Origin of the sequence: Leifsonia williamsii (assembly GCF_030433685.1) — a bacterium.
In the GTDB taxonomy this organism is placed as follows: Bacteria; Actinomycetota; Actinomycetes; order Actinomycetales; family Microbacteriaceae; genus Leifsonia; species Leifsonia williamsii.
The window spans coordinates 2,754,745-2,771,539 of record NZ_JAROCF010000001.1; the positions used below are offsets into that span (position 1 = coordinate 2,754,745).

General features: G+C 72.0%; 16 protein-coding genes. 7 read left to right on the forward strand and 9 right to left on the reverse strand.

What is annotated here, in order from left to right; all coding sequences use genetic code 11:
- The first annotated feature begins 155 nt into the window (after window positions 1-155).
- Window positions 156-2,777 (forward strand): helix-turn-helix transcriptional regulator, encoded by a 2,622-nt coding sequence (locus P5G50_RS13000; protein WP_301208448.1) that lies wholly within the window; start codon window positions 156-158, stop codon window positions 2,775-2,777.
- Between the two features lie 22 nt (window positions 2,778-2,799).
- Here the strand turns inward: P5G50_RS13000 and P5G50_RS13005 are convergent, their stop codons facing one another.
- The 3 genes from P5G50_RS13005 to P5G50_RS13015 are packed head-to-tail and all read right to left on the reverse strand — an operon-like array spanning window position 2,800 to window position 5,945.
- Complete coding sequence (locus tag P5G50_RS13005) at window positions 2,800-3,540, reverse strand: VIT1/CCC1 transporter family protein (RefSeq protein ID WP_301208447.1); 741 nt, start codon at window positions 3,538-3,540, stop codon at window positions 2,800-2,802.
- Between the two features lie 9 nt (window positions 3,541-3,549).
- On the reverse strand, window positions 3,550-4,035 hold the full coding sequence (locus P5G50_RS13010; protein ID WP_301208446.1) for a DUF2127 domain-containing protein: 486 nt from the start codon (window positions 4,033-4,035) through the stop codon (window positions 3,550-3,552).
- On the reverse strand, window positions 4,032-5,945 hold the full coding sequence (locus tag P5G50_RS13015; RefSeq protein ID WP_435870884.1) for a DEAD/DEAH box helicase: 1,914 nt from the start codon (window positions 5,943-5,945) through the stop codon (window positions 4,032-4,034). The genes P5G50_RS13010 and P5G50_RS13015 overlap by 4 nt, the downstream gene beginning before the upstream one ends.
- Between P5G50_RS13015 and P5G50_RS13020 the strand changes: the two genes are divergently transcribed.
- The gene (locus P5G50_RS13020; protein WP_301208445.1) at window positions 5,944-6,732 is read left to right on the forward strand and encodes an SGNH/GDSL hydrolase family protein; all 789 of its coding nucleotides are present in this window, start codon (window positions 5,944-5,946) and stop codon (window positions 6,730-6,732) included. The genes P5G50_RS13015 and P5G50_RS13020 overlap by 2 nt on opposite strands.
- 27 nt (window positions 6,733-6,759) lie before the next feature.
- On the opposite strand, the gene P5G50_RS13025 is transcribed toward P5G50_RS13020, so the two are convergent.
- A complete protein-coding gene (locus P5G50_RS13025; RefSeq protein WP_301208444.1) occupies window positions 6,760-8,079 on the reverse strand; it encodes a D-alanyl-D-alanine carboxypeptidase family protein in 1,320 nt (439 codons plus the stop codon).
- A gap of 70 nt (window positions 8,080-8,149) precedes the next feature.
- Complete coding sequence (locus P5G50_RS13030; protein WP_301208443.1) at window positions 8,150-8,953, reverse strand: TrmH family RNA methyltransferase; 804 nt, start codon at window positions 8,951-8,953, stop codon at window positions 8,150-8,152.
- A gap of 81 nt (window positions 8,954-9,034) precedes the next feature.
- On the opposite strand from P5G50_RS13030, the gene P5G50_RS13035 reads away from it, so the two are divergent.
- Both P5G50_RS13035 and P5G50_RS13040 read left to right on the forward strand, forming a co-directional pair.
- A complete protein-coding gene (locus P5G50_RS13035) occupies window positions 9,035-9,880 on the forward strand; it encodes a Sir2 family NAD-dependent protein deacetylase (protein WP_301208442.1) in 846 nt (281 codons plus the stop codon).
- 67 nt (window positions 9,881-9,947) lie between these two features.
- Complete coding sequence (locus P5G50_RS13040) at window positions 9,948-10,553, forward strand: histidine phosphatase family protein (protein WP_301230608.1); 606 nt, start codon at window positions 9,948-9,950, stop codon at window positions 10,551-10,553.
- A gap of 16 nt (window positions 10,554-10,569) precedes the next feature.
- Here the strand turns inward: P5G50_RS13040 and P5G50_RS13045 are convergent, their stop codons facing one another.
- Together P5G50_RS13045 and P5G50_RS13050 are read right to left on the reverse strand one after the other, a co-directional pair.
- Window positions 10,570-11,670, reverse strand: coding sequence for a glycosyltransferase family 4 protein (locus P5G50_RS13045; RefSeq protein WP_301208440.1), 1,101 nt, complete (start codon window positions 11,668-11,670; stop codon window positions 10,570-10,572).
- Window positions 11,667-12,584 carry an alpha/beta fold hydrolase gene (locus P5G50_RS13050; protein WP_301208439.1) on the reverse strand — a complete coding sequence of 306 codons (918 nt, stop codon included), beginning with the start codon at window positions 12,582-12,584 and terminating at the stop codon, window positions 11,667-11,669. The genes P5G50_RS13045 and P5G50_RS13050 overlap by 4 nt, the downstream gene beginning before the upstream one ends.
- Before the next feature lie 22 nt (window positions 12,585-12,606).
- Here P5G50_RS13050 and treS point away from each other — a divergent pair, with 22 nt between their 5' ends.
- The 3 genes from treS (at window position 12,607) to P5G50_RS13065 (ending at window position 15,506) form a co-directional block, all read left to right on the forward strand.
- Window positions 12,607-14,316 carry a maltose alpha-D-glucosyltransferase gene (treS, locus tag P5G50_RS13055; protein WP_301208438.1) on the forward strand — a complete coding sequence of 570 codons (1,710 nt, stop codon included), beginning with the start codon at window positions 12,607-12,609 and terminating at the stop codon, window positions 14,314-14,316.
- A 91-nt stretch (window positions 14,317-14,407) separates the two neighbouring features.
- Complete coding sequence (locus P5G50_RS13060; RefSeq protein WP_301208437.1) at window positions 14,408-15,091, forward strand: 3'-5' exonuclease; 684 nt, start codon at window positions 14,408-14,410, stop codon at window positions 15,089-15,091.
- A gap of 70 nt (window positions 15,092-15,161) precedes the next feature.
- Window positions 15,162-15,506 carry a DUF4190 domain-containing protein gene (locus P5G50_RS13065; protein WP_301208436.1) on the forward strand — a complete coding sequence of 115 codons (345 nt, stop codon included), beginning with the start codon at window positions 15,162-15,164 and terminating at the stop codon, window positions 15,504-15,506.
- 80 nt (window positions 15,507-15,586) lie between these two features.
- On the opposite strand, the gene P5G50_RS13070 is transcribed toward P5G50_RS13065, so the two are convergent.
- Both P5G50_RS13070 and P5G50_RS13075 read right to left on the reverse strand, forming a co-directional pair.
- A complete protein-coding gene (locus P5G50_RS13070; RefSeq protein ID WP_301208435.1) occupies window positions 15,587-15,838 on the reverse strand; it encodes a type B 50S ribosomal protein L31 in 252 nt (83 codons plus the stop codon).
- A 118-nt stretch (window positions 15,839-15,956) separates the two neighbouring features.
- Window positions 15,957-16,757: an ABC transporter ATP-binding protein gene (locus P5G50_RS13075; protein ID WP_301208434.1), complete on the reverse strand. Its 801-nt coding sequence runs from the start codon at window positions 16,755-16,757 to the stop codon at window positions 15,957-15,959.
- Window positions 16,758-16,795 lie beyond the last annotated feature (38 nt).

The following is a 16,795-nucleotide window of genomic DNA, read 5'->3' on the forward strand; positions in this document are numbered from 1 at the left end:
GAGCACGCAGTGCGCCGGCTGCCGTCGCCGCCTCCGCCGTCCCTCCCGCCCATCGTGCCGGCGGGAGCCGCCCAATCCGGCGGCGGCGGACCCTCGGCCGCCGCCCGGACGTCCGATCATCGACCCGATACCGCCCCAACTGAAGACAGAGCGAGATGTTCCTGACACCCACCCCGCCCGGCCGACCGTTCGACAAGGGGCACCGATCCCCCGACACCCGCTCCGCCGACCCGGACGCAGCAGTAATCGCCGTCCGCGAGCGACAGGCGCGCGACGCGTTCCGGCACCTCACCGAAGGGGTGTCCGTCGATGTCATCGGACCGCGCCTGTCGGGGCGCTCGACCATCGTCGACCGCGTCGAGCGGTTGTGCGCGGGCGCCGGGATGTCGACGCTCACCGTGTCGGGCGTGGCGGACGCCCTCCCCTACGACGGCGTGCGCGCCGCGCTCGCCAGGGCCGGTGCCGGGCAGCCGGCCGCGCCCGTGCCCTCGTCCGCGCTCGTCCAGCGCCTCGGGGAGCTGGGCGTCCGCGCGATCCTCGTCGATGACGCCGATCTGCTCGACGCAGCCTCGTGGAGCGCCGTGCGGCTCGCGCACCGGGCCTTCGGCATCACGCTGCTCGTCACCACCGCACCGGTGAACGGCCGCCCGGCCCGCTCCACCGCGGAGGTCGCCGGGGCCTCCGCGCACCTCCGTCTCGAGCCGCTCGACGGCAGCGCCGTGCACGACCTGCTCCAGGCGCACCTCGGCGGACAGGTGGCCCCGTCGCTGGTGGGCGGCGTGCTCATGAAATCCGGCGGCCTCGTCGGCGTCGCCTGCGCCCTGGTCCGAGCCTCGATCGGGACGGGCCGCGCCCGCCAGGGCGACGGCGCCGGGCTCGACGCCGTCGAGCCGTGGGACGACGGCCTGGCCGCGGTCTACGGCGCACTGCTCTCCGATCTGGATCCGATGGAGGTCGACGCCGTCGAGCTCCTCGCCACGATCGGGACCGTCGAGGTCGAGGCGGCGGCACGACTGGTCGGCGGCGAGCTGCTCGAACGGCTCGAGAGCGCCGGACGCGTGCAGATGTTCACCCCGCACGGCGTCCCGCTGGTCGCGGTGAACCCGCCCGGCCTCGCCGACTTCTTCGCCCGCAGCACACCCGGCATCCGTCGCCGGCGGATCATGGCGGCGATGGCGGCGCACGGCGCGGAAGCCGGTCGGATCGCGATCGATCCCCGCGCCACGGCGACGCCGGAGCCTGCGGGCGACGACCAGCTCCCCTTCATCGCCCGCATGTTCTCCGAGACGGGCGCTGCGCGGTTGCAGCGGGCACTGACGCGATGGAACTCGGCCCCGTCCGTGCACACCGCGCTGCCGGTGATCACGCTCGGGCTGGGCAGGAGCGGCGACCGTCACCTCCTGGACCGCGTCATCGCAGGAACACCGATCGACGAGTGCGCCCCGCGGGACGAGCTGACCTTCCGGTATCTCCGTTCCCGCTGGGCCGTCCAGGTGTCGCCGGAGCCGGCCGAGGCCGAGGCCGCGCTCGTCGGAGGCTGCGCCGGCTCCTTCCGGTTCCGCGACGCCCTGACCGCCCTCCTCATCGCGCTGCGCATCGAGCGCACCGGGATCAGCACGGCGGCCCTCGACGAGCTGACCGAGCTGAGCCGCGGCGACGGCGCGAACGGACAGCTCGCGCGACTCGCTCTTGCCTTCGCCCTCAGCTGCGGCGGCGACGCCGAGGAGGCCTTGCGGCTGCTGCCGGCCGACGACGCCGACGGCTCCGAGCTGCTGATCGCCCACCTCCAGGTGGGGCGCGGGCTGGCGCTCTGCGCGGCAGGGCGGTTCGTCGAGGCGTCGACGTGGGCCTCGCTGCACGTCGACGCGTCCGTCGCAGGCGGCGAGCGGATCGCGCTGGCCGGCCACGCCTACGTCGCCGTACTGTCCGCCGCGGCGATGGGGCAGCTCGACAAGGCGCTGGCGACGGCGAAGCTCGCCATCAGTCTCGGGGCGTCCGCCGGCTGTCTCCTGTTCGACACCGACAGGGCGCTGCTCAACCTGACGTCGATCATCGCGCTGCAACTCGGCAAGGATGCCGCGGCGGAATCGTTCGCCGCCCATGCCCGCTCGCTCCGGGGCGGCAGCGACGCGCTGCCGTTCAACGCCCCCGGGTTCGTGGAGGCCGCACGCCAGCTCCATCGCGGCTCCCCCGCGAAGGCGGCGGCCATGCAGCGCGTGCTGGCGGACGACCTGCACGGGCGGGGCCTGACCTTCGCGGCCGACTTCGCCACGATGCTGTCGCTCAACGCCGAGTTCGACCGTGACCTGGCCGCCCGCTTCCGCGAGCGGGGAGAGGTGCTGGGTGGTGCGCGCTACCTGGCCTACCTCGACGGCCGGTCCGCGCTCGAACGTCAGGACGCCGACGGACTGCTCGACAGCGTCCGCCGGCTCCGCGCCCACGGCGCCAGGGACGAGGCCCTCATGCTGGCGACGCACGCTCGGCGCATCCTCCGCGACAACGGGCGGAACGAGGAGGCGGAGGCGGCGGCGGCCGAGATCAGCGCCCTGCTCGAGGCGGGCGCGTCCGGCGCCACCGAGCTCGGCCGCACCCGACTCGAGCTGACCAGCAGGGAGCTGGAGCTCGTCCGGCTCGTCGGCGCGGGGCTCAGCAATGCGGACATCGCCGCGCATCTCCACATCAGCGTGCGGACGGTCGACACGCACCTGCGGAACATCCGCAAGAAGGCGGGCGCCAGCTCGCGCGACGATCTGGGGATGCTCGCGACCGGCGACTGATCGCCCCAGGCAGACGCCCGGGTCAGACGACCCCGGTGGTCCCCAGCAGCGCGCCGATGACGAACGTCGCGAGCAGCGCCAGCGCTCCTCCGATCACCAGTCGCAGGACGGACCGGCCGCGGGCGCTGCCGCCGATCCATGCGGCCACGTAGCCCGTCACCGCGAGCGCAGCGAGCACGATCACGAACGTGAGCGGGATGCGGATGACCTCCGGCAGCAGGATGGTCAGCAGCGGGAGGATGCCGCCGATCGTGAAGGCGACCGCCGACGCGATCGCCGCGTGCCAGGGGCTCACCACGTCGTCCTGGTCGATGCCGAGCTCCGCGGACAGGTGCGCGGCGAGGGCGTCGTGCTCGGTGAGCTCGAGCGCGACCTGGCGGGCCGTCTCCGGGCGCAGGCCCTTGGCCTCGTAGAGGCCGGTCAGCTCGGCGAGCTCCTCCTCGGGCATCGTGGCGAGCTCCCGGCGCTCCTTCGCGATGAGGGCGTGCTCGCTGTCGCGCTGGCTGCTGACCGACACGTACTCGCCGAGCGCCATCGAGATCGCGCCGCCCACCAGGGCCGCGAGGCCGGCCGTGAGGATGGCCGGCACCGCAGGCGTCGCGCTCGCGACGCCGACGACGACCGCCGCGACGGACACGATGCCGTCGTTCGCGCCGAGCACGCCGGCGCGCAGCCAGTTCAGCCGCTGCGCGAGCCCTTCCCGGTGCGGCTCGTCGGGATGCGCCCCGGCCACGCTGTTGTCGGGCATCTTCTCGTCGGCCATGCCCTCAGCCTAGGAAACCCGGCGGCGGATCCGGTACTCCCGCACCGTCAGCGCGACCACGAGGAGGTCGAACACCGTGAGCGCGAGCATGGTCCAGGTGAAGTGCACAACCATGCGGTAGCACTGGAACACGATGAACAGCCCGAGGAAGCCGATCATCCACGGGTAGGCCCAGAGCCGCTCGCGCAGCACCGCCCACACCAGCACGACCTTCACGATGCCGTGGGCCAGCAGGTACAGCGCGCCGAACAGCGTCGCCGAGCCGGTGAGGTGCTGGCTCGCCGTGACGAGGAGGTTCGCGAACCGGTCGTGCGGATCCTCGGCCAGCTCGTGCTGCGTCGCCCAGCGCACCACCGCGTGCACCCTCTGGGGTGACGCGAACAACAGCAGCACGCCTCCCACCAGCTCCAGCACGCCGTCGAGGCCCTTGAGGATCACCGTGATCCGGAAGGTGCGCTCCAGCGCCGCGTCGCGGCGGGAGGGCGCGGCCGTCATCCCCGGCCCAGCCGCTTCCGGAGGTACTCGATGCGCGCCTGCAGCTGCGACACGCTCGCCTGTGCGACCGCGGGGCCGCCGCAGACGCGGCGCAGCTCGGCGTGGATCAGTCCGTGCGGCTCCCCCGAGTTCTTCGAGTAGAGCCCGACCAGGCTGTTGAGCAGCTGACGCTGCTCCTTGAGGTTGCGGTGCAGCGGCGCAGGCGGGTGCCCCTCGGCCGCCGCCGGGCGCGACGAGTGCCGCCGCGCCTGCCGCTGCTGGCGCTGCATGAGGAGCTCGTGCACCTGCTCCGGTTCGAGAATGCCGGGGAGGCCGATGAAGTCGAGCTCCTCGTCGGTGCCGGGCACGGCGAAGGTGCCGAACTCCTTGCCGTCGTACACGACGCGGTCGAAGTTCGCCTCGGAGCCGAGCGCCTCGTACGCGAACAGCTCGGTGAGGGACTCGGAGGCGCGGTCCTCGCGGTTCGCCTCGGCCATCATGGCGTCCTCGGGGTTCCACAGGTCGCCCTCGGCGTTCTCGTCCGTCGGCCGGTCGAGCGCGTGGTCGCGCTCCAGCTCCAGGGCGTTCGCGAGCGCCATCAGGTTCGGCACGTTCGGCAGGAACACCGACGCCGTCTCGCCGCGCCGGCGGGCACGCACGAAGCGGCCGATCGCCTGCGCGAAGAACAGCGGGGTGGAGGCGCTGGTCGCGTAGACCCCGACCGCGAGCCGGGGCACGTCGACGCCCTCCGACACCATGCGCACGGCGACCATCCAGCGCGAGGTGCCCTTGGCGAACTCCTCGATGCGGTCGCTCGCCTCCTTCTCGTCCGAGAGCACGACCGTGACCGGCTCGCCGGAGATCTGCTGCAGGAGGTCGGCGTACGCGCGGGCGGCGTAGTGGTCGGTCGCGATGACGAGGCCGCCGGCGTCCGGGATCGCGTTGCGCACCTCGGTGAGGCGGCGGTCCGCCGCGCTCAGCACCGCGGGGATCCATTCGCCCCGCGGGTCGAGCGCCGTGCGCCACGCCTGCGCGGTGATGTCCTTGGTGTTGCCCTCGCCGAGCCGCGCCTCCATCTCGTCGCCGGTCTTGGTGCGCCAGCGCATCTGGCCGGCGTAGACCATGAAGATGACGGGACGGACGACGCCGTCCTCGAGGGCGCGGCCGTAGCCGTAGTTGTAGTCGGTGAGGGAGGTGCGGATGCCCTGCTTGTCCGGCAGGTACGTGACGAACGGGATCGGCGCGGTGTCGGAGCGGAACGGCGTACCGGTCAGCGACAGCCGCCGCTCCGCGCGTTCGAACGCCTCCCGGATGCCGTCGCCCCAGCTGAGCGCATCGCCGCCGTGATGCACCTCGTCGAGGATGACCAGCGTCTTCGCACCCTCGGTGATGTCCTTGTGCAGGCTCGGCCGCATCGCGACCTGCGCGTAGGTGACGGCGACGCCCTTGTAGTGGCGGGCGTAGCGGCCGTCGGCGTTCTTGAACTCGGGGTCGATGTGGAGGCCGACACGCGACGCCGCCTCCGCCCACTGCCGCTTCAGGTGCTCGGTCGGCGCCACGACGGTCACCCGCTCGACGACGCGGCGGTTGATCAGCTCGGTCGCGAGCCGGAGCGCGAAGGTCGTCTTGCCGGCGCCGGGCGTCGCCGCCGCGAGGAAGTCCTTCGGCTCGGTGCGGAAGTACTCGTCGAGCGCCTCCGCCTGCCAGGCGCGCAGCTTGCCCGCGGTGCCCCATGCGGCGCGCTCGGGGAACGACGGGGACAGGTGCTCTGCGGCGAAGCTGCCGGCGTGCGCGCCCGGACCGGTGCCTTCGTCGGGTGCCGGGCCCGCATCGGGCTCTGGCAGTGCTGTCGTCTCCACTTGACCCGAGTTTACCGTGCCCCCACCGACACCCCCGCCGGGCGCCGCCGCCGCGAGGCAGAATGGAGGCATGGTCGAAGCGCAGCATCCGTGGTCCCGCTACGTCGCCCTCGGCGACTCGTTCACGGAGGGCATCGGCGATCCGGAGCCGGCGAGCCCGGGCGGCCACCGCGGCTGGGCGGACCGCGTCGCCGAGGTGCTCTCGCAGCAGACGGAGGACTTCGCGTACGCGAACCTCGCCGTGCGCGGCAAGCTCATCAAGCAGATCCTCGACGAGCAGGTGGAGCCGGCCGTCGCCCTCCGCCCGGACCTCATCACGATCTCGGCGGGAGGCAACGACGTCATCCGCCCCGGCACCGACCCCGACCAGATCGCGGCGCTGTTCGACGAGGCCGTGCGGCGGCTCAGCGTCGACGGCGCGACGATCGTCGTCTTCACCGGCGTGGACGTCGGATTCTCGCCCGTCTTCCGCGGCATCCGCGGCAAGGTCGCGATCTACAACGAGAATGTGCGCGCCATCGCCGCCCGCTACGACTGCATCGTCGCGGACCAGTGGGCGCTGACCGACATCCAGGACCAGCGGATGTGGGCGCCCGACCGCCTCCACCTCGCCCCGCTCGGCCACCACACGGTCGCGAGGATGGTGCTCGCGGCGCTCAACGTCGAGAATGACCTGCAGCCCCAGCAGCCGGAGCCGCTGCCGCCGCGCACGTGGCGGCAGGCCCGCTCCGAGGACCTCTCGTGGGCGCGGGAGTACCTCGTGCCGTGGGTGCTGCGGCGCATCCGGCACCAGTCCTCCGGCGACCACATCACGGCGAAGCGGCCGCAGGCGGGGCCGTTCCTGATCAGCGGGGACTGACGCGGCCGGCGGGCGCGACGGGGTCGCTCAGGCGCCCAGCCCGCCCGGGTGCGCGAGCCTCCAGCCGAGGCCGGGGTCCGGCACGTCCTTCGCGAGCGCGAGCGGGGCGGTCTGCGTCTTCCCGTCGAGGGTGAACGACACCGAACCGACCTCGTCGCCGGCGAATCCCGCCTGCACCTGCGCCGTCTCGACCTTCACCGACACCGGCGTGTCCGACCAGACGACGAAGGTGGCCGCCTTCGTCGCGACCAAGTCGGAGGAGGCGCCCCACGGCGTCGAGTAGGAGCCGAACTTCTGCCCCTTCGCCGCGACCGTCACCTCGTGGAAGCCGGCCTTCACGCTGGTGAGCAGCGACTGCACGCCCGCCCACAGGTCGTCGTGGGTCGGCGCGCCGAGCACGACGCCCAGCACCCGCACCTTCGCCGTGCCGACCCCGACCTCCGCCGAGAAGAGCAGGCAGTTGCCGGCCTCGTCGGTGTTGCCGGTCTTGATCCCGTCGATGCCCTCGACGCCGAGGAGCACGTTCGTGTTGTCCTGCGCGCCGGCGCCCGGGAGCGTCGCGGTCTTCTGCGACACGATCGACGACAGCGCCGGGGAGGCGAGCACGAGCTTGCCGAGGCCGATCAGGTCCTTCGTGGTGCTCACGTTGCCGGGGTCGAGGCCGTCGGGGGTGGTGATCCTGGTGCCGCTGAAGCCCTTCTCGGAGAGCCAGGCGTTGGCGGCCTTCACGTAGGAGGAGGTCGAGCCGAACGCCCAGTTCACGAGCGAGATCGCGTAGTTGTTGGCCGACGGGAGGAGCATCGCGGTGAGCGCCTCCTTCTCGGTCATCGAGGTGCCGGCCTCGACCGGCGCCCACGAGCCGCCCGCGCCGACGACCTGGTTCCAGATGTCGACGTCCTCCTGCGTGAAGGAGATGCTGGGGCCCTGCTCGCCGCCGGTCAGCGGCTTCTTGTCGAGCACGACGAGCGCCGTGATCGTCTTCGTGATGCTCGCGATCGGGACGCTCTGGTCGCTGCCGTGGTACTGCGTCGCCCCCTCGTAGTCCGGCGCACTGATCGCGGCCGAGCCGTAACCGGGCCACGCGAGCTGCGCGGCGGGCTGGGTGATCGTCCCGGCGGTCGCGTTGGAGTCCAGTGCGGCGGCCGTCGCGGGCAGCGGCGCCACCATGGCGCCGAACACGTACAGCAGCAGCGCGAGCACGACCCCGGCCGAGCCGAACACCACGATCCGGCGCCGCCGGTAGACGGCCCTGCTGCGCGCGGAGGACGCGCCCCGGGGTCCTGTCTCCCGCTCCGCCTGCGTCACGGTCGGACGGCGCGGATCGGTGACGGGAGGCAGTTGTGGCACGCAGGAATTCTAATCGGGGGTCGGTATGCGCCCCCTGAGAACGCGCCAGGGGCGGCGCGACCCGTCCGGCTCACACCCGCAGCGCCCACAGCGCCACGGCGCTCGCCGACGCCACGTTGAGCGAGTCGACGCCGTGCAGCATCGGGATGGTCACCACGGTGTCGGCCGCCGCGAGCGCGTGCCGGCTGAGGCCGTCGCCCTCCGAGCCGAGCACCATCGCGACGCGCTCGGGCGGCGCCGCCGCGTAGGCGTCGAGGCTCACGGCGTCGTCGGCGAGGGCGAGCGCAGCGATGTCGAAGCCGGCCTCGTGGAGGAGCGGCGCGGCCTCCGTCCACTCCGGCAGCCGGGTCCAGGGCACCTGCAGCACCGTGCCCATGCTGACCCGCACGCTGCGGCGGTACAGCGGGTCGGCGCAGCGCGGGGTGACGAGCACCGCGTCGGCGCCGAGCCCGGCGACGCTGCGGAAGATGGCGCCGACGTTGGTGTGGTCGACGATATCCTCCAGCACCACGACGCGCCGGGCGTCGCGCAGCAGCTCGCGCGGGTCGGGCAGCGGCGGCCGGTGCATCGCCGCGAGGGCGCCGCGGTGGAGGTGGTAGCCGGTGAGCCGCTCCAGCACCTCCGCGTCGCCCACGAAGACCGGGACGTCGGGGTACGGCGCGAGCAGCGGCTCCACGTCCGGCAGCCACTGCTCCTGCAGCAGGACCGAGCGGGGGCGGTGGCCCGCTGCCAGCGCGCGCGTGATGACCTTGGTCGACTCGGCGATGTACAGACCGCCCTCCGGCTCGGTGACGCGGCGCAAAGCGACGTCGGTGAGACGGGAGTAGTCGGCGAGGCCGTCGGCGGAGAGATCGTCGATGCGGTGCAGCTGCATCGCTCCAGACTGCCAGGCGCCGGAAACAATTCCGAAAACTGGGGCGTTTAGACTGCAGGAACTGCCATCCGGAGGTCATACGTGAACACGCTGACGACGTCGCTCCCGCCCGAGCTGGCCCGCGACCTCGACCGGGCCGCCGACCTGCTGGCCGGCCGCACCTTCGCGGTGCTGACCGGCGCCGGCGTCTCCACCGACTCCGGCATCCCCGACTACCGGGGCGAAGGCGCGCCGAAGCGCACGCCGATGACGTTCCAGCAGTTCCTGAGCGACGACGGCTACCGCAAGCGCTACTGGGCGGGCAGCCACCTCGGCTACCGGCGGTTCGCCGCCGCCCGGCCGAACGACGGGCACCGCGCACTGGCGGCGCTGGAGGCGGCGGGCGCCACCAACGGCGTCATCACGCAGAACGTCGACGGGCTGCACAAGCAGGCCGGCTCGCGCCGCGTGGTCGACCTGCACGGCGCGATGGACCGGGTGCTGTGCCTGGTCTGCGGCCAGATCTTCGCGCGCGAGGCGATCACCGCCCGCATCGACGCGGCCAACCCTTGGCTCGACACCGAGGGCGCGGTCGAGATCGCGCCCGACGGCGACGCGATCGTGCACGACGTCGACGCCTTCATCGTCCCCGACTGCACGGTGTGCGGCGGCCACCTCAAGCCCGACGTGGTGTTCTTCGGCGAGTTCATCCCGCCGGAGAAGTACCGGGAGGCGAGCGCGCTGGTCCGCTCGGCCGACGCCCTGATGATCGCGGGCTCGTCGCTCGTGGTCAACTCCGGCATCCGGCTGCTCGAGGAGGCCCGGCGCCGCAAGCTCCCCATCGTCATCGTCAACCGCGGCGAGACGAAGGGCGACGGCCGCGCGACCGTTAAGCTGAACGGTGGGACGACGGAGACGCTCGTCGAGCTCTCCCGCCGGCTCGCCTAGCCGCTCCCCCGGCCGACCGGGGCCGGGCCGACCGGGGCCGGCGCGCCGCGCGTCCTGCGACGGAAGGATGCGCGTGACCCTCATCTCCCTCGTCCGCCACGGCCAGACCGACTGGAACCTCGCCAAGCGCATCCAGGGCTCCAGCGACATCCCGCTCAACGGGACGGGCCGCGCGCAGGCGGAGGCGACGGGCCGCGCGCTCGCCGGCGGCTCCTTCGGCGCGATCTACGCCAGCCCGCTGAGCCGCGCGCTCGACACCGCGCGCATCATCGCGGGCCACATCGGTCTCGGGGAGCCGCGGCCGCTGCAGGCGGTGGCCGAGCGACGCTACGGCGACGCCGAGGGCCTGACCGGCGCCGAGATCCTCGCGCGTTGGCCGGAGGGGACGCCCGTGCCCGGTCGCGAGTCGCGCGACCAGGTCGTCGAGCGCGCCCTGCCCGCGCTGCTGGAGCTCGGCGAGCGCCACGACGGCGACCACGTCATCGTCGTCAGCCACGGCGGCGTGATCGGCTCGCTCGTGCGCCATGTGACGGCGCACGCGCTCCCGGGGCCCGGCGAGGTCATCCCGAACGGCTCCGTGCACCGGTTCGTGTACGACGACGGAGAGCTGACGCTCGACCGGTTCAACCTGGGCCCGGAGGACCGGGACCTGCTGACCGCGTCGGTGATGTAGCGGCCGACCGGACGCGCTAGCGCCGCTTGCGCCGATGCGCCTCCGCGCGCCCGACCGTCGCCGTGAGCACGGTGAGCAGGTGCTCCGCCGAGGCCGCCCACGAGTAGCGGGCCGCCTGCTCGCGGGAGGCCGCCGAGCGTGCCGCCCACACCCCCGGCTCCTCGAGGTGGCGCACCCGCGCTGCCACGTCGTCCGGCGACTCGGCGTCGAAGTACAGGGCCGCGTCGCCGCCGATCTCGCGGAAGATCGGGATGTCGCTGACGACCGCCGGCGTGCCGAGCGTCATGGCCTCCAGCAGCGGGATGCCGAAGCCCTCGTCGCGCGACGCGGTGACCAGTGCGGTCGCCGCTGCCAGCGTCTCCGCGTACTCCTCGTCGCTCGCGCCGCCGTGGAACACCAGCCGCGCGCGCGGAGCGAGGCGCTCCAGCCGCTCCCGCTCGCTGTCGGAGACCCTGCTCATGAGATGGAGCTCGTACTCCGGCAGCAGCGCCGCCGCGCGCACGAGCGTGTCGACGTTCTTGTACGGCATGAACGAGCCCATGTAGACGAGCGACTTCGTCTCGGGAGCGGTCCGGGAGGCGCGCTCCTCGGCGATCTCGGGCATGTCGGCCGCGTTCGGCACGACGTAGACGGGCTTGCGGGTCAGCCGGTGGTCGGCGATCAGCTTCTTGGTCGTCTGCGACACCGTCACGACCGCGTCGGCGCGGTTGAGGAGCAGCCGCTGCGGCCACCAGGCGAGGTGGTAGAGCCGCCACAGGCCGCGCACGAAGGCGGGCAGGTCGCGCGGCGGCGTGGGGTGGCTGTAGTAGATCAGGTCGTGGACGGTCAGCACCAGCCGGTACCGCCTCCCGAAACCGCCCATGGTCTGCATCGGCGTGAAGACGACGTCGGGCTCCAGGCGGTTGACGTGCCGGGCCACCCACGGCTCGCCGACGGCGGTCGGCGACGGGATCAGCTCCCACGGGAGGTCGGGCAGCAGCTCCAGCTGGCGGTGGTCGCTGATCAGCATCGTCACGGGATGCCGCTTCGCGAGCTCGGTGACGACGCCCGCGGTGAAGCGGCTGATGCCGTCGTGCCGGCCGATGCGCGTGTAGCGGCAGTCGAACAGGATCTTCACGACGCGAGCCCTTCCGCCGCGAGGAACGCCTCGATCGCGCGCGCGGCCTCCACCGGCTTCTCGTAGTGGATCAGGTGCCCGACCCCCGGCAGCTCGACCAGCCGCGCCTGCGGGAACAACGTGCGCAGCCTCCGCTCGGCGGCGATCGGCGTGATGTCGTCGTTCACCGCGGCGACCAGGAGGGTCGGCTCGGGGATGCGCGCCGCGTACTCGCTCACGTCGTGCGACACCGAGGCGCGGAACGCCTCCAGCACCACCCGCCGGTCGCTGAACGCCGAGAAGTACCGGTCGTGCTGGTCGTGGATGAAGCGACGCAGCGCCGGGTCCTTCGTCTTCGCCATCGCGATGCTCATGACGCGCACGATCACGCGGTTGCGCAGCAGCCCGAAGCCGAGCCGCTCCGGCAGCACCGCGGCGAGCCAGTAGTAGAAGATCGCGAGCCGGGTCAGGATGCCGCGCGGGCCTTCCAGCGCCGGCTGCCCGATGGGGTTCACCAGCACGACGGCGTCGGGCCGGAGCAGGTCGTCGCCGGAGCGGGACGCGAGCGCGCCCGAGACCACGATCGAACCGAACGAGTGGCCCAGCAGCACCAGCCGGCCCTCGGGGGCCAGCGCCTCGACGAAGGCGCGCAGCCAGGCTCCGTAGCCGTCGATGTCGTGGGCGGCCTCCGTCAGCGGCGTCGACTCCCCGAAACCGGGCAGGTCGGGCGAGATCAGGCGCACGCCGCCCAGCTGCGCCACCACCGGCTCCAGACCGTGGTGGTCGCCGCGGAAGCCGTGCACGACCACGATGGTCGTCGCGGCCTCCTGGTCTCCGTAGTCCCAGTACCGGGTGGTGCCGCCGAGGAGGGGCAGCTCGCCCGTGCGGACGGGCACGCGCTGCAGGGCGTCGGCGTAAGGTGAGGGTGCGCTCATCGCCTCAAGTCTAAGGAGAACAGTGAGTTTCACCGCGCCCATCACGCTGCCAGGACTCACCCTCGACCCTCAGTGGTACCGCCGCTCCGTCTTCTACGAGGTGATGGTTCGGTCGTTCGTCGACAGCAACGGCGACGGCTCCGGCGACATCGCGGGCCTGATCTCCAAGCTCGATTACCTGCAGTGGCTCGGCATCGACGCGCTCTGGCTGCCGCCGTTCTTCCAGTCGCCGCTGCGCGACGGCGGGTACGACGTCTCCGACTTCACCGCGATCCTGCCCGAGTTCGGCACCATCGACGAGTTCCGGGAGCTCGTGACGAAGGCGCACGAGCGCAACATGCGCATCATCATCGATCTGCCGATGAACCACACCTCCGACCAGCACGAGTGGTTCCAGCAGTCGCGCTCCGACCCGGAGGGTCCGTACGGCGACTTCTACGTCTGGAACGACACCGACGACAAGTGGCCGGACATCCGCATCATCTTCGTCGACACCGAGGACTCGAACTGGGCCTTCGACGAGGCCAGGCGCCAGTTCTACTTCCACCGCTTCTTCTCGCACCAGCCCGACCTCAACTTCGAGAACCCGGCCGTGCACGAGGCCATGTTCGACGTCGTGAAGTTCTGGCTCGACATGGGCGTCGACGGCTTCCGGCTCGACGCCATCCCCTACCTGTACGAGTCCGACGAGGGCAACGGCGAGGGCGAGCCCAAGACCCACGAGTTCATCAAGCGGCTGCGGGAGTGGGTCGACCGCGACTACCCCGGCCGCGTCATGATCGCCGAGGCCAACCAGTGGCCCCGCGAGGTCGCGGCCTTCTTCGGCACCGAGGAGGAGCCGGAGTGCCACATGGCGTTCGACTTCCCGGTCATGCCGCGCATCTTCTACGCGCTGCGCTCGCAGCAGGCGAGCGAACTGGTGCGGGTGCTGTCGGAGACGACCGACGTGCCGGCCGGAGCCGCGTGGGGCGTGTTCCTGCGCAATCACGACGAGCTGACGCTCGAGATGGTGAGCGAGGAGTACCGGCAGGCGATGTACGGCTGGTACGCCTACGACCCGCGCATGCGCGCCAACATCGGCATCCGCCGCCGCCTGGCGCCGCTGCTCGACAACTCGCGCGCCGAGCTGGAGCTGGCCCACGCCCTCCTGTTCTCCCTCCCGGGCAGCCCGTTCCTCTACTACGGCGACGAGATCGGGATGGGCGACAACATCTGGCTGCCCGACCGCGACTCCTCCCGCACCCCGATGCAGTGGACCCCCGACCGCAACGCCGGCTTCTCGACCGCCGACCCCGGCAAGCTGTTCCTGCCGGTCGTGCAGTCGCTCGTCTACCACTACAACCAGGTCAACGTGGAGGCGCAGCTCGCGCAGTCGCGGTCCCTGCTGCACTGGATCCGCAACGTCATCCACGTGCGCAAGGCGCATCCGGTGTTCGGCCTCGGCAGCATCCGCGTGCTGCCGACCGACCACGAGTCGGTGCTCGCGTTCGTGCGCTCGTACGAGGGCAGCGGCACGCACTTCGGCGACCAGCCGGAGGACGTGCTGTGCGTCTTCTCGTTCGCGCACAATCCCGTCTCGGTCACCCTGGAGGCGCCCGAGCTGGCCGGGCGCACGCTCTACGACCTGTTCGGCGGCGCGGAGTTCCCGACCGTCGCCGAGGACGGCCGCTTCACGCTCACCCTCGGCACGCAGAACTTCTACTGGCTGCACCTGGAGCCGCGGCGCGACTGAGCCGGGGCATGGCCGGCTGTGGAGGGCGCGTTCCTCCACAACCGGCGCGTCGCTCCCTCGCGTGTCGGAGGGGCCTGCCTAGCCTGAGGGCATGAGCTGGCACCAGGAACTCGGCGTCTTCGATCTCGAGACCACGGGCATCGATGTGGAGTCGGCCAGGATCGTCACCGCGCACGTCGGGCTGCTCGACGCGGAGGGCGAGGTCGTCCACCGCCGCGACTGGCTGCTCGACCCGGGCGTCGAGATCCCGGCAGAGGCGACCGCCGTGCACGGCATCACGACGGCGCAGGCGCGCGAGCTCGGCATGGACCCGGCGCGCGGCGTGGCGGCGATCGTGGCCCAGCTGCGCAGCCTGTTCGACCGCGGCATCCCGGTGGTCGCCTACAACGCGCCGTACGACTTCACCCTGCTCGACCGGGAGGCGAACCGGCACGGCGTCGCTCCCCTCGTCTCCCCCGGCCCGATCATCGACCCGCTCGTCATCGACCGCGCCGTCGACAAGTACCGCCGCGGCAAGCGCACGCTCACCGTCACAGCGACGCATTACGGCGTCAGCCTCCTGGAGGCGCATGACGCCGGCGCCGACGCCATCGCCGCCGGCCGCGTGGCCCAGGCGCTGGCCCGCATCCACGCCGACGTGCTTGCCGTGGAGGCCGCCGAACTGCACCGCCGCCAGGTCGACTGGTGCAACGAGCAGGCCGCCGACTTCCAGGAGTACATGCGCCGGGTGCGCGATCCCGAGTTCACCACCTCGGGGGCGTGGCCGATCCGCTGACCCCGGCTGAACCGTGCCCGCCGGAATCGGGTCTGATGCCGAGCGCGGGAGGCTCGCTAGAGTGCGCGCCATGAGCGACACGAACAACCCTCCGCCGCCGGACCCGGCCGCCCAGCCCGGTTACGGCCAGCAGCCGTCGCCGTACGGCTACGCCCAGCAGCCGTACCCCGCCCAGCCGCACTACAACACGATGGCCATCATCGGCTTCGTGCTGTCGATCGTCGTCAGCGTGGTCGGCATCGTGCTGAGCTTCATCGCGCTGTCACAGATCAAGCGCACGGGCGAGCAGGGCCGCGGCCTCGCGATCGCCGGCATCATCATCGGCTTCGCGCAGGTCCTCATCGGGATCATCGTGACGGTCATCGTCTTCATCGCCCTCGGCGTCGCGGCGACCCAGTACCAGTACAACCCCTAGGCCCGGGCCACCGCCGACAGCAGAAGGCCCCCGCTTCGTGCGAAGCGGGGGCCTTCTCGGCGTGCGTTGGGGCCGGAGCCTTACTTGCCGAAGTTCTTGTAGCGCGAGTTGAACTTCTCGACGCGGCCGGCCGAGTCGAGGATGCGCTGCTTGCCGGTGTAGAACGGGTGCGACTCCGACGAGATCTCGACGTCGATCACCGGGTACGTGTTGCCGTCCTCCCACTCGATCGTCTTCTCGCTGGAGACGGTCGAACGGGTGAGGAAGGTCGCACCCGAGGCCAGGTCGCGGAAAACCACCGGGGCGTAGGCGGGGTGGATGTCAGTCTTCATCAGGACTTCCTTGTTGCGTAGTGTTCGGTCGGTCGTGTCCGCGCTGAACGCGAGGACGGGAAGCGTCACGGTCGCGCCGGACACGACGGTTCGGGGACCAGCTATCGAGTCTAGCAGATCAGTCGGCGATCGCCTGACGCGCGCGGGCGCTGTAGCGGCCGTCGATCTCGGTGAGCTCGACCTCGACGCCGAAGGTCTCGCTGAGGCTCTCGCTGGTGATGACCTCCTGCAGCGGGCCCTGCGCGGTGATGCGGCCCTCCTTGAGCAGCAGCGCGCGGTTGAAGCCGAGCGGGATCTCCTCCACGTGGTGGGTCACCATGACGATGGCGGGCGACTTGGGGTCGCTGGCGTAACCGCCGAGCAGCTGCAGCAGCTCCTCGCGGCCGCCGAGATCGAGGCTGGCGGCCGGCTCGTCGAGCAGCAGCATCTCCGGGTCGGTCATCACCGAGCGGGCGATCTGCACGCGCTTCTGCTCGCCGTCGCTGAGGCTGCCGAAGGTGCGCTCGGCCAGGTGCTCGAGGTGCCACTCGGCGAGCACGCGGCGGGCGCGACGCTCGTCGATGTCCTCGTAGAGCTCGTTCCAGCGGCCGGTGACCGCGTACGCGGCGGTCATCACGACGTCGACGACGCGCTCGGTACGCGGGATGCGGCGGGCCAGCGCGCTGGAGGCGAAGCCGAGCAGCGGTCGCAGTTCGGCCAGGTCGCTCTTGCCGACGGTCTCGCCCAGCACGGTCGCCTCCCCCGAGCTCGGGTGGAGGGCCGCGGCGGCCACCTGCAGCAGCGTCGTCTTGCCCGCGCCGTTCGGCCCCAGGATCACCCAGCGCTCGTCCGGCTCCACCGCCCAGTCGGCTCCCTGGAGGACGGGGTTGCCGTCCCGAGTCACGGACACGTCACGAAGTCGGAGAACGCTGCTGGCCATGGCCTCTAGCCTACCCATGCGGCGGGGCCGGGGTGACG